Genomic DNA, 12,275 nt, shown 5'->3' on the forward strand with positions numbered 1-12,275 from the left:
ACCACGTTCACGTCGTAAGTGTTTGATTTTCCAGAGTTTAACGTCGCACCTGCGGCGTGACGCGGCGGCCGGCAGTATTCCGGCCACAAGGTGATGCAACGTGCCCGGCGCGCGACAGGCCCTGTCCCCATGTGACAGGGCGGCGCGAGGCCCGGCATGGCAGAGAAACAAGAACGAACCCCTGCAAAAAGGTTTCCAAGGCGGTAGACGAAGAACCAGAGGGACGGCGCCGAAAACAGCGGCTGCGCCCCTCGGCAATACGGTCTCGATGTCTTCCGTCCGCGTCCAGTGAATGAAGCGGATGAAGTTCCCGGCCCCCACCCCCTCCTGCCTCGCGCGTCGCCGACGTGCTGGCGGCGCCGTGGATGGCCCAGGAGCCGCACCGATGCGGCCCGCTTCGACCTCCACCACGCATGCGCCAACGCTGCCCGAGCGGCCGATCGACTGATCGGCATCCCACGTTCAGACAGTCCAGGGCGATTCCTTCCGGTTCAGCAACGTTTCTCGTGCATCGATCCGCCGCCCCCGATTGACGTCGGAGGCGGCATGTTGATGGATGCCATGGCCCGTTCCACGGGCGTGGCGAAGGAGTGCACATGAAACGCATGCTGATCAATGCGACGCAGGCCGAGGAACGCCGCCTGGCGATCGTCGACGGCCAGAAGCTGCTCGATTTCGAAACCGAGATCGAAGGCCGCGAGCAACGCAAGGGCAACATCTACAAGGCCGTCGTCACGCGCGTCGAGCCTTCGCTGGAAGCCTGTTTCGTCGACTACGGCGAAGACCGCCACGGCTTCCTGCCGTTCAAGGAAATCTCCCGCAACTACTTCCGCGACGGCGTGGACGTGCGCAACGCACGCATCCAGGACGCCATCAAGGAAGGCGACCAGCTGCTCGTGCAGGTCGAGAAGGAAGAGCGCGGCAACAAGGGCGCCGCCCTCACCACGTTCGTCTCGCTGGCCGGCCGCTACCTCGTGCTGATGCCGAACAACCCGCGCGGCGGTGGCGTGTCGCGCCGCATCGAGGGCGAGGACCGCGAAGAGCTGAAGGAAAACCTCGACCAGCTCGAGTACCCGAAGGGCATGAGCCTGATCGCGCGCACCGCCGGCATCGGCCGCACCGCGAACGAGTTGCAGTGGGACCTGAACTACATGCTCACGCTGTGGAAGGCCATCGACGGCGCTTCCCAGGCGGGCAAGGGCGCCTTCCTGATCTACCAGGAATCGTCGCTGGTCATCCGTGCCATCCGCGACTACTTCACCGCGGACGTCGGCGAGATCCTGATCGACACCGACGACATCTACGACCAGGCCCAGCAGTTCATGAGCCACGTGATGCCCGAGGCGGCATCCAAGGTCAAGCGCTACCGCGACGACGCACCGCTGTTCAGCCGCTTCCAGATCGAGCACCAGATCGAGACCGCGTTCTCGCGCACGGTGAACCTGCCCTCGGGCGGCGCCATCGTGATCGACCACACCGAAGCCCTCGTGTCGGTCGACGTCAACAGCGCCCGCTCCACCCGCGGCAGCGACATCGAGGAAACGGCCACCCGCACGAACCTCGAAGCCGCCGATGAAATCGCCCGCCAGATGCGCCTGCGCGACCTGGGCGGCCTGATCGTCGTCGACTTCATCGACATGGAAGAGTCGAAGAACCGCCGCGACGTGGAAAACCGCCTGCGCGACGCCCTTCGCCAGGACCGCGCCCGCGTGCAGTTCAGCTCCATCAGCAAGTTCGGCCTGCTCGAACTCAGCCGCCAGCGCCTGCGCCCCGCCCTCTCCGAAGGCAGCCACATCACCTGCCCGCGCTGCAACGGCACCGGCCACATCCGCGACACCGAATCCAGCGCGCTGCAGATCCTGCGCATGGTGCAGGAAGAGTCGATGAAGGAAAACACCGCTGCCGTGCACGTGCAGGTGCCGGTGGAGGTGACCTCGTTCCTGCTGAACGAGAAGCGCACCGAGATCGCCAAGATCGAGCTGAAGCAGCGCATCACCGTGCTGCTCGTGCCGAACAAGCACCTCGACACCCCGAACTACCGCCTCGAGCGCCTGCGCCACGACGACCCGCGCCTCGAGAACCTGCAGGTCAGCTACTCGATGATCGAGGAGCCGGACGACGAAGTCGGCATCACCCGCCGCGAGAAGTTCAAGGCCAAGCAGGAACCCGTGATCAAGGGCATCCTGCCCGACACGCCGGCCCCCGTGGCCGAGCCGAAGCCCGAACCCGCCCCGGCCCCGGTGGCCACACCGGCGCCCGCCCCCGTGGCCGCGCCGGCTGCATCCGGCGGCTTCTTCGGCTTCCTGAAGAAGCTGTTCGGCGGCGGTGAAACGCCCGCCCCCGTGGTGGCCGCGCCCGTCGAGGCGCCGGCGACCGAAACGAAGGAAAACCGCGGCGACCGCAAGGGCCGTGGCGAGCGCAACGGCCGTGGCGGCCGCGATGGCGGCAAGCGCGACGGCGAACGCGGTGAGCGCGGCGCCCGCGGTGAACGTGGCGAGCGCGGCGAAGGCCGTGGCGACCGCGCGGAACGCGGTGAGCGTGGTGACCGGGGCGAAGGCCGCGGCCGCCGTGGCGAACGCAGCGAGACGCCGGTGGAAGCCGGCGCCGAGACCGCCCGTCCGCCGCGCGAGCGTGGTGAACGCGGTGAACGTGGCGAACGTGGCCGTGGCCAGGAAGCCCGCGCCGAAGGCGCCCAGGGCGGCCGCGACGAAGCCCGCGCCGAACGTGGCGAGCGGGGTGAACGCGGCGAGCGTGGCGAAGGCCGCCGCAACCGCCCGGAACGCGAAGCCCGTCCCAACGCCGTGACCGAAGGCGCCGCCGACGAGGCCGTGCAGGCCCGCGCGTTCGTGGACACCGTGCCGGGTGGCGACACGCCGGAAGCCGGTGCCGAGACCGGTGAACGCACCGGCCGCCGCCGCAACCGCCGTGGCCGTGGTGGCCGCGACCGCGACGAGACCCGCGCCGCCGAAGGTGGTGAAGACACCGCGGTGGACAGCACCACCGCCGTCGCCGGCCTCGTGCCGGTGGCCGCCGGCAGCGATGCCGAGCTGGCCCCCACCGATGCCGTGGACGCGGCGCCGGTCGACGCCGAAGGCAACCCCACGGGCGAGCCGCAGGAACGCGAAGGCCGCCGCCGCAACCGCGGCCGTGGCCGTGACCGCCAGCGCCGCGAGGACGCCGGCGCCGATGGCCAGCAGGCCCTGCTGGAAGCCACCGGTGACGTCGCCGCCGACCTGACCCGTGCCGTCGAACCGGTGGAAGCCGCACCGGCTGCCCCGGTCGTCGCCGCCGCGCCGGTCGAGGCCCCGGCGCCTGCCGTGGAACCCGTCGTCGCCGAAGCCGCTCCGGTGGCCGAGGCCGTGGCGCCTGCACCGGCTCCGGTGCAGGCACCGGCCCCCGCGCCGGTCGCTGCCCCGGTGGTGGCTGCCGCGGCACCGGCTCCGGCCGCGTACCAGCTGCCCATCGGCGAACTGCAGGCCGTGGCCGAGCAGCATGGCCTGCAGTGGGTGAACTCGGACGCCGAGAAGATCCGCGCCGCGCAGATCGCCATCGCGAACGAGCCGAAGCCGGTCCACGTGCCGCGCGAGATCAAGCCGGTGGTGCTGCTGGACGAAGGCCCGCTGGTGCTCGTCGAGACGCGCAAGGACCTGTCGCAGGTCCGCCTGCCGTTCGAGACGAACTGATCGCCTGAACGGATCCGCAACGGCGCGCTTCGGCGCGCCGTTGTCGTTTCCGGGGGCAACTCCACGGGGCCCCTCGGACCCCGCCATCCCGGCGAACGCCCATTGCTGTCCGGGGAAAAAACGGAAGATCGGTGACAGGCCCGACCCCGAGCGGGATGCAACGGATCTGCCGATGTCGTGACTCGATCGCATCGCGAAAACACGCTGTCATCCCGGCGCAGGCCGAGACCCTGAGCGTTGTGCCCCGCTCAGGCGCCAGAAAGTCCTCCGCGATGGCTCGCTGCCCTCGTGCCGAGGTGCAGTGTCTGGAGGTTCAACGCCGCGCTTCCGGCAAGGCCCAGGGTCCTGGCCTGCGCCGGGATGACGAGTGTTTTGAGTTCGTCTCGTTTTCCCCGGACAGCAATGGGCGGACGCCGGGGCCCACGGTCTGCTGACGCACCTCGGGCGGAGTGGATCCCGGCGTTCGCCGGAGCGACGAGGGGTGGCGGGACGGGCCCGCTGAAACTCAGGGCAGGCGTTCCAGCGCCCGCTGGTAGGCCGGATGGTGCATCAGCGCATCCCACGTCAGCGGCGCCGCCTGCGGCAGCAGCGCCACGCGGCGCGCTTCGCTGTCAGGGTCGGGCGTCCAGCCACCCTGGGTGAGCGATTCCGCCAGACCATCGAGCAGGTCGTCCACCGGGCGGCCGTCGCCCGTGGACTGGTTGCACAGCAACACCAGGTCGCAACCCGCATTCAGCGCCACCTTGGCCGCATCCGCGTACGACACGAGCGTGCCGTCGATGCGGCGTGCACCCTCCATGCTGAGGTCGTCGCTGAAGACCGCGCCGGTGAAACCGAGCTGCAGGCGCAGGATGTCCTTCAGCCAACGGTCGGAGAAGCCCGCCGGGCGTTCGTCCACCTTCGGGTAGATCACGTGGGCCGGCATCACGCTCGTGAGGCTCGTGCTGAGCCATTCGTACGGGCGCGCGTCGTCGGCCAGGATGGCCTTCAGCGAGCGCTTGTCGACGGGCACCTCGGTGTGGCTGTCGGCCTTCACGAAGCCGTGGCCGGGGAAGTGCTTGCCGCAGTTGGCCATGCCGGACAGCAGCAGGCCGTGCATCAGGCTCTTGGCCAGCACGGTGGCCACGCGCGGGTCGCGGTGGAAGGCGCGGTCGCCGATGACCCCGGACGAGCCGTGGTCGAGGTCGAGCACCGGCGTGAAGCTCAGGTCCACGCCGCAGGCGCGCAGTTCGGCGCCCAGCACGTAGCCGGCGGCCGTGGCGGCGTCGGTGGCGGTCAGCGCGCCCGAGCCCGGGCCGCCGTTGCCGTCGGTGTGCCACAGCTCGCCCAGCACGCGCATGGGCGGCAGGTGCGTGAAGCCGTCGGTGCGGAAGCGTTGCACGCGGCCGCCTTCGTGGTCCACGCAGATGAGCACGTCGGGCCGGATCGACTTGATCTCGTGTGTCAGTTCGACGAGCTGGCGGCGGTCCGTCCAGTTGCGTGCGAAGAGGATCAGGCCACCGGTGAGCGGGTGCGCGAGGCGGCGGCGGTCGTCGGCGTTGAGCGTGGTGCCGGCGATGTCGAGGACGACGGGGGCGTGCGGGGTCATGGACGGAGTTCCTTGGAGGGGTCGAGGGCTTCCACCACGACGAAGCTGGAAGCGTAGTCTTGTTCGTCGGTCACCGTGACGTGGGCCTTCAGGCCGCGTTCGGTGAACCAGTCGGCGAGCGCGCCGTGCAACCGGATCTCGGGCTTGCCGCTGGGCGCGTTGAGGATCTCGCAGGCGCGCCAGGTCATCGGCATGTGCATGCCGAGGCCGATGGCCTTCGAGAAGGCCTCCTTCGCCGAGAAGCGGGTGGCGAGGTAGCTGAGGCCCCGGGCCTCGACCCGCGCGCGGCGGGCGCGGAACACGAGGATCTCGTTGGGACCCAGCACCTTCTCGGCGAAGCGGTCGCCACGGCGGGCCATCGACGCGGCGATGCGCCGGATGTCGCAGAGGTCGGTGCCGATGCCGTAGATCATGTGTTGCCCTCGCGCGTGCACTGCAGGTAGCGGCGCACGGTCTCGGCCATGCCGAACTCGAGGGCATCACCCACCAGCGCGTGGCCGATCGACACCTCCTGCACGCCGGGCACGGCCTTCAGGAAGTCCGTCAGGTTGTCGAGGTTGAGGTCATGGCCGGCGTTCACGCCCAGGCCTTCGCGCAGCGCCGCGCGGGCGGTGTCCGCGAACGCCGGCGTCACCTCGGCCAGACGGCCTTCCGCGTGGGCGCGGGCATAGGTCTCGGTGTAGAGCTCGACGCGGTCGGCGCCCACCGCGCGCACGGCGGGCATGGCCTCGGGTGTCGGGTCCATGAACAGGCTCACGCGCACGCCCAGCGCCTTCACGTCGGCGATCAGCGGGGCCAGCCGCGCGGCGTCCTCGGGGAAGCGCCAGCCATGGTCGGACGTGGACTGCTCGACGCTGTCGGGCACGAAGGTGCACTGGTGCAGCGGCAGGCCGCGCGCGACCACCTCGCGGGCCAGGTCCACCAGGTTGTGGAACGGGTTGCCCTCGATGTTGAACTCCGCGCCGGGCCAGGCCTTCAGCAGCTCGGCGAGGTCGAAGACGTCGTGGGCGCGGATGTGGCGCTCGTCGGGCCGCGGGTGCACCGTGATGCCGTCGGCCCCGGCTTCGAGGCACAGCGTGGCCGCGCGCACGACGCTCGGGATGCCGAGCGAGCGCGTGTTGCGCAGCAGGGCCACCTTGTTGACGTTGACCGACAGCGCGGTGCCGGCGCGTTGCGAATGGGAACCGGAGCCGCGGGACGTCAAGGGATTCATGGTTGGAGGGTTTCAGCCGAGGGATTGCACACCGATCATCACCTGCCGCGTGCGCAGCACGTTCGAGCCGAGATGATAGTGAAGCAGGGCCCGGAGTTGCGAACGCAGCGCAGGCAAGACCCTGCCGCAGGCCTGCTGGAGCGCGGGGATGCTGCCGTGCTCCAGCGCCGCCTGCACCCCCACGAGGTCGGTGCCGCTGATCGGGGTGTCCGACGGCCGGGCCGACACAAGCCCCACTTCGGGCAGCAGCGCGTAGCCGCCATCCAGCGCCACGGACTGCTGCGTGGCGGTGACCACGGTCAGGTCGGGCAGCAGGCCCAGGCGCAGCAGCAGGGTCAGCTCGAACGCCCGCAGCGCGGCCTGCGTCACGGCGTCGTCGGCCGAGGCAAGCGAGGGGAGCGTGGCCGCGTAGGCGTCGAACAGTTCGGGATGGGGGTCCTGGCGGGCGAGCAGCTTCATCAGCAACTCGTTCAGGTAGAAGCCGCTGAAGAGGGCCGCACCGGTCAGCATGGCCGACCCGCCGGCCCACTCGGCACCGCGCAGCAGGCGCACTTCGCCGCCCGCCTCCACCGCGTCGCCGGCCTCACCCGCCTTCGGAGGCTTGCCGAGCGTGACGAACAGGCGCTGGAACGGCAGCAGCACCGGGCGCAGCTGCGAATACGGCCGCTTGGCGCCCTTGGCGATGACGGGCAGGCGCCCCGACTCTCGAGTGAAGACGTCGAGCACGAGGCTCGACTCGCTCCAGTCGTAGCGGTGGAGCACGTAGGCGGCGAGGACGGAGGGGGCGCGCGCCTGGCGCACCGGGCGAGGGGCGGCCACGCTCAGCGGAGGCTCATTCGTAGCCGTAGCTGCGGAGGTGTTCCTCGTTGTCGGCCCAGCCCGAACGGACCTTGACCCACAGCTCCAGGAAGACCTTGCAGTCCATCAGGCGCTCGAGCTCCTGGCGCGTCTCGGAGCCGATGCGCTTGAGGCGTTCGCCATCGTGGCCGATCACCATGCCCTTGTGGGCATCGCGTTCGACGATGATGGTGGCGGCGATGCGCCGCAGGTTGCCCTCTTCCTCGAACTTGTCGATCACGACGGTGGAGGTGTAGGGAAGTTCGTCGCCGGTCAGGCGGAAGAGCTTCTCGCGGATGAGTTCGCTCGCGAGGAAACGGTCGGTGCGGTCGGTGAGCGCGTCTTCCTCGTAGAACCAGGGCTGCTGCGGCAGGTAGGGCTTCACGATGCCCAGCAGGCGCTCGACGTCGGCCGCCTTCTTGGCCGACAGCGGCACGAACTCGGCGAACGCGTGGCGGTCCTGCATGCCCTTGAGCCAGGGCATCAGGTCGGCGCGGCGCTGCACGGCGTCGAGCTTGTTGGCGATCAGGAACACCGGGCGGTCCTTCGGCATCAGCGCGAGCACCTTGGCGTCGTCCAGGCCGAAGCGGCCGGCTTCCACCAGGAACAGCACCACGTCGACGTCGTTCAGTACCCCGGTGACCGTGCGGTTCAGGTTGCGGTTGAGCGCGGCCGTGTGCTTGGTCTGGAAGCCGGGGGTGTCGACGAACACGAACTGGGTGTCGTCGACCGTGCGGATGCCGGTGATGCGGTGGCGCGTGGTCTGCGCCTTGTCGGAGGTGATGCTGACCTTCTGGCCGACCAGCGCGTTCAGCAGCGTGGACTTGCCGACGTTGGGCCGGCCCACGATGGCGACGAGGCCGCAGCGGGTGTCGCCGCCCCCGTCTTCGTCGTCGTGATCGGACGACAGCGGTTCGGAGTCCTGCGCCTCGGCGTTCTGCTCGGGCACATCGGGGTCTTGCTCGGGGTGGTTCATGCTCAGGAGCGCAAGGCGCTGCCGGGTTTGTCGCTCGCCTTCAGGGCGCGCAACATGCGGTTGGCGGCTTCCTGTTCGGCGTTTCGGCGGGACCGGCCTTCGCCGGCTTCGGTGAGGCCGAGCGCCGGGACGGCGCATTCGACCTCGAAGGTCTGGGCATGGGCCTGGCCACGGGTGCCCAGGATGCGGTAGGTGGGAACCGGCAGGCGGCGGGCCTGCAGCCATTCCTGGAGTTCGGTCTTCGCGTCCTTCGCCCAGCCGTCGATCTCGGTGGTGGCGATCACCTCGCCGAACAGCAGCTTGACGAGGCTGCGGGCGGCGTCGAAGCCGCCGTCGACGAAGGTGGCGCCGATGATGGCTTCCAGCGCGTCGGCCAGGATGGAGGGGCGCTGGGCGCCGCCGCCGCGGGCTTCGCCGTCGCTCAGGCGCAGCACGTCGGGCAGCCCGATCACGAGGGCCACGCGGTGCAGGCTGTCCTCGCGGACGAGGTGGGCCCGCACCCGGGTCAGGTCGCCCTCGTCGGAGCCGCTGAACCGCTCGTACAGCAGGCCGCTGATGGCCAGGCTGAGCACCGCGTCGCCCAGGAACTCGAGGCGCTCGTTGTGGTCGGCGCCGAAGCTGCGGTGCGTGATGGCACGGCTCAGCAACTCCGGCCGGGCGAACGTGTGTCCCAGACGTTGTTGGAGGGCGGTGAGGCGGTGGTCCACGGGTCGAAAGAGGCGCGATTCAGCCGACAGCTTACTTCGACTTGCCTTCGTATTTCAGCAACAGGTATACCGGGCCCATCAGCTCGATTTCCTTGTCGTAGGCGAACGAGATCACGAGCTTGTCGTTGACCTTGGTGACCGCGAGGTCGTTGCCGGTGACGGACTGGATCGAGTACTCGATCTCTTTCTGCCGCTCGAACGCCGCGCGGACCTCCGGCACGGTGGCCGGACTCGACGAGGCGATCTTGTCGATGGCGCGCTGGATCGTCAGGTATTCGTTGACCGTGGGCAGCACCTTCAGTGCGACCAGCGTGACGATGCCGATCAGGATGGCCCAGAACATCAGCCCGAACAAGGTCACACCGCGTTGACCGCGGGGCGAACGAAACGGGAGGGTCATGGTCGATGGCTCCTTGGGTGATGCTGACGAGAGCAAGGTCTGTGGATCGAACTCAGTTGAAAGAACCGAAGCGCTTGAAGTTGCCGAAGTTCATCCAGATGAAGAAGGCCTTGCCGACGATGTTCTCGTCGGGCACGAAGCCCCAGAACCGCGAGTCTTCCGAGTAGTCGCGGTTGTCACCCATCATGAAGTAATGACCCGCCGGCACCTTGCAGGTGATTCCCTCGGCACTGTAGCGGCAGTTTTCCTTGTAAGGGAAAGTGGCATGTGGCACGACGTAACTGGGGCGCTTCGGGTCGACGAGGATGCGGTGGTCCTTCTCGCCGAGCTTCTCGGAGAACTGCGCCCGGTAGCGCATGCCGTCACCCGCCTGCGTGCCATCCTCGTCGTAGAACTCGGGCAGCGTCTGGGTGGGCACGGGCTTGCCGTTCAGGTACAGCTTCTGGTTCAGATACGCCACCTCGTCGCCCGGCACGCCCACCACCCGCTTGATGTAGTCGATGGTGGGGTTGGCCGGGTAGCGGAACACCATCACGTCGCCGCGCTGCGGTTCGTTCAGCGGGATGATCTTCTTGTTGATCACCGGCAGGCGGATGCCGTAGTGGTACTTGTTGACGAGGATGAGGTCGCCGATCAGCAGCGTGGGCACCATCGACGCGGACGGGATCTTGAAGGGTTCGAACAGGAACGAGCGCAGCAGGAACACCACCAGGATCACCGGGAACAGCCCGGCCGTCCAGTCGAGCCACCAGGGCTGGGCGAGCAGCGCCTCGCGGGCCGACGAGATGTCGCCGTCGACCTTCGCGATGCCCTTGTCGGCCAGCTGCTGCCGGCGGGCCGCGTCCTGGGCTTCGAGGTTTCGCGCCGCGGCCTGGCGGGCGGGTGCGAAACGGAAGCGTTCGGCCAGCCAGTACACCAGCGTGACGACCGTCAGGATGAACAGGAGGAAGGAGAAGTTGCCGGGCCACTTCCCGAGGTACCAGCCCCCCAGGAACACCACGAGGCAGCCATACAGAACACCAGTCAGAGCACCCATCAATCTTCCACTTGGAGGATGGCCAGGAACGCTTCCTGCGGCACCTCGACGGAGCCGATCTGCTTCATGCGTTTCTTGCCGGCCTTTTGTTTTTCGAGGAGCTTGCGCTTGCGGGTGATGTCGCCCCCGTAGCACTTCGCGATCACGTTCTTTCTCAGGGCCTTGATTGTCTCACGGGCAATGATGTTGGCCCCGATGGCCGCCTGGATGGCGACGTCGAACTGCTGGCGCGAGATCAGTTCGCGCATCTTGGCGACGACGGCCCGAGAGCGGAACTGGCTCTGGCTGCGGTGCACGATGATCGACAGCGCGTCGACCCGATCGCCGTTCAGCATGATGTCGACCTTCACGACGTCGGCGGCGCGGTACTCCTTGAACTCGTAGTCCATGGACGCGTAGCCCCGCGACACGCTCTTCAGCTTGTCGAAGAAGTCGAGCACGATCTCGGCGAGCGGCATCTCGTAGGTGAGCATCACCTGGCGGCCGTGGTACGCCATGTTCATCTGCACGCCGCGCTTCTGGTTCGCGAGCGTCATGACCGGCCCCACGTAGTCCTGGGGCATGTACAGGTGCACCGTGACGATGGGCTCGCGGATCTCGGCGATGCGGCCCAGGTCGGGCATCTTCGACGGGTTCTCGACCTGGATGACTTCCTTGTTGCCCAGCTCCACCTCGTACACGACGGACGGCGCCGTGGTGATCAGGTCCTGGTCGAACTCGCGCTCCAGGCGCTCCTGCACGATCTCCATGTGCAGCAGGCCGAGGAAGCCGCAACGGAAGCCGAAGCCGAGCGCCTGCGACACCTCGGGCTCGTAGCGCAGCGACGAGTCGTTGAGCTTGAGCTTCTCGAGCGCGTCGCGGAGCTGGTCGTACTCGCTGGCCTCGGTGGGGTACAGGCCGGCGAACACCTGCGGCTGGATCTCCTTGAAGCCCGGCAGCGCCTCGGCCGCAGGGCCCAGGTTGTTCGGCAGCTTCTTTTCCATCGTGAGCGTGTCGCCCACCTTGGCCGCCTGCAGTTCCTTGATGCCGGCGATCACGAAGCCCACCTCGCCCGCCTTGAGCGCGTCGCGGGAGACCGACTTCGGCGTGAACACACCCAGCTGCTCGGCCGCGTAGGCCGCGCCGGACGCCATCATCTTGAAGCGTTCACCGCGCTTGAGCTGTCCGTCGACCACACGCACCAGCATCACGACGCCGACGTAGTTGTCGAACCAGGAGTCGATGATCATGGCGCGCAGCGGCGCGTCGGGCACGCCCTTCGGGGGCGGCATGCGGGTGATCACGGCCTCGAGGATGTCGTCGATGCCCATGCCCGTCTTGGCGCTGCACGGGATGGCGTTCTCGGCGTCGATGCCGATCACGTCCTCGATCTCTTCCTTCGCGCGCTCGGGATCGGCCTGCGGCAGGTCCATCTTGTTCAGGACCGGGATCACCTCGACGCCGAGGTCGAGCGCCGTGTAGCAGTTCGCCACGGTCTGCGCCTCGACGCCCTGGCTCGCGTCGACCACCAGCAGCGCGCCCTCGCAAGCCGACAGCGAGCGGCTCACTTCGTACGAGAAGTCGACGTGCCCGGGGGTGTCGATCAGGTTGAGCTGGTAGGTCTTGCCGTCACGCGCCACGTATTCGAGTGCGGCGGTCTGCGCCTTGATGGTGATGCCGCGCTCGCGCTCGATGTCCATCGAGTCGAGGACCTGCGCTTCCATCTCGCGATCGCTCAGCCCCCCGCAGCGGTGGATGAGGCGGTCGGCCAGCGTCGACTTGCCGTGGTCGATGTGGGCAATGATGGAGAAATTTCGGATGTGATCCATGAGGAGCGGCGACCGGTTCGAGGCGGG

The 12,275-nt window shown here is 68.4% G+C and carries 10 protein-coding genes; 1 reads left to right on the top strand and 9 read right to left on the bottom strand.

Annotated elements, in window-relative coordinates; translation table 11 throughout:
* Positions 1-596: 596 nt before the first annotated feature.
* Positions 597-3,683: an Rne/Rng family ribonuclease gene (locus tag A4W93_RS23410; RefSeq protein ID WP_085752906.1), complete on the top strand. Its 3,087-nt coding sequence runs from the start codon at positions 597-599 to the stop codon at positions 3,681-3,683.
* Between the two features lie 505 nt (positions 3,684-4,188).
* Here A4W93_RS23410 and nagZ read toward each other — a convergent pair.
* From nagZ to lepA, 9 genes are read right to left on the bottom strand one after another with little or no spacing between them, the layout of a single operon-like run.
* The gene (gene nagZ / locus A4W93_RS23415) at positions 4,189-5,271 is read right to left on the bottom strand and encodes a beta-N-acetylhexosaminidase (protein WP_085752907.1); all 1,083 of its coding nucleotides are present in this window, start codon (positions 5,269-5,271) and stop codon (positions 4,189-4,191) included.
* Entirely contained in the window at positions 5,268-5,684 is a 417-nt protein-coding gene (gene acpS, locus A4W93_RS23420; protein ID WP_085752908.1) for a holo-ACP synthase, read from the bottom strand. The genes nagZ and acpS overlap by 4 nt, the downstream gene beginning before the upstream one ends.
* Positions 5,681-6,484: a pyridoxine 5'-phosphate synthase gene (locus A4W93_RS23425; RefSeq protein WP_085752909.1), complete on the bottom strand. Its 804-nt coding sequence runs from the start codon at positions 6,482-6,484 to the stop codon at positions 5,681-5,683. Before A4W93_RS23425 ends, acpS begins: the two co-directional genes overlap by 4 nt.
* A gap of 12 nt (positions 6,485-6,496) precedes the next feature.
* The gene (recO, locus tag A4W93_RS23430) at positions 6,497-7,303 is read right to left on the bottom strand and encodes a DNA repair protein RecO (RefSeq protein WP_237357609.1); all 807 of its coding nucleotides are present in this window, start codon (positions 7,301-7,303) and stop codon (positions 6,497-6,499) included.
* 13 nt (positions 7,304-7,316) lie between these two features.
* On the bottom strand, positions 7,317-8,297 hold the full coding sequence (gene era / locus A4W93_RS23435; protein WP_085752911.1) for a GTPase Era: 981 nt from the start codon (positions 8,295-8,297) through the stop codon (positions 7,317-7,319).
* A 2-nt stretch (positions 8,298-8,299) separates the two neighbouring features.
* Entirely contained in the window at positions 8,300-9,004 is a 705-nt protein-coding gene (gene rnc / locus A4W93_RS23440) for a ribonuclease III (protein ID WP_085752912.1), read from the bottom strand.
* Between the two features lie 31 nt (positions 9,005-9,035).
* On the bottom strand, positions 9,036-9,404 hold the full coding sequence (locus A4W93_RS23445) for a DUF4845 domain-containing protein (RefSeq protein ID WP_085752913.1): 369 nt from the start codon (positions 9,402-9,404) through the stop codon (positions 9,036-9,038).
* A 52-nt stretch (positions 9,405-9,456) separates the two neighbouring features.
* Positions 9,457-10,440: a signal peptidase I gene (lepB, locus tag A4W93_RS23450; protein WP_085752914.1), complete on the bottom strand. Its 984-nt coding sequence runs from the start codon at positions 10,438-10,440 to the stop codon at positions 9,457-9,459.
* On the bottom strand, positions 10,440-12,248 hold the full coding sequence (gene lepA / locus A4W93_RS23455; protein WP_085752915.1) for a translation elongation factor 4: 1,809 nt from the start codon (positions 12,246-12,248) through the stop codon (positions 10,440-10,442). Before lepA ends, lepB begins: the two co-directional genes overlap by 1 nt.
* Between the last annotated feature and the right edge of the window lie 27 nt (positions 12,249-12,275).

Source organism: Piscinibacter gummiphilus, from assembly GCF_002116905.1.
GTDB classification, from domain to species: Bacteria; Pseudomonadota; Gammaproteobacteria; order Burkholderiales; family Burkholderiaceae_C; genus Rhizobacter; species Rhizobacter gummiphilus.

Bases quoted from the DNA above. Each gene is read 5' to 3' on its own strand.
- A4W93_RS23410 (WP_085752906.1), top strand. From the start codon at position 597: ATGAAACGCATGCTGATCAATGCGACGCAGGCCGAGGAACGCCGCCTG.
- nagZ (WP_085752907.1), bottom strand. From the start codon at position 5,271: ATGACCCCGCACGCCCCCGTCGTCCTCGACATCGCCGGCACCACGCTC.
- acpS (WP_085752908.1), bottom strand. From the start codon at position 5,684: ATGATCTACGGCATCGGCACCGACCTCTGCGACATCCGGCGCATCGCC.
- A4W93_RS23425 (WP_085752909.1), bottom strand. From the start codon at position 6,484: ATGAATCCCTTGACGTCCCGCGGCTCCGGTTCCCATTCGCAACGCGCC.
- era (WP_085752911.1), bottom strand. From the start codon at position 8,297: ATGAACCACCCCGAGCAAGACCCCGATGTGCCCGAGCAGAACGCCGAG.
- A4W93_RS23445 (WP_085752913.1), bottom strand. From the start codon at position 9,404: ATGACCCTCCCGTTTCGTTCGCCCCGCGGTCAACGCGGTGTGACCTTG.
- lepB (WP_085752914.1), bottom strand. From the start codon at position 10,440: ATGGGTGCTCTGACTGGTGTTCTGTATGGCTGCCTCGTGGTGTTCCTG.
- lepA (WP_085752915.1), bottom strand. From the start codon at position 12,248: ATGGATCACATCCGAAATTTCTCCATCATTGCCCACATCGACCACGGC.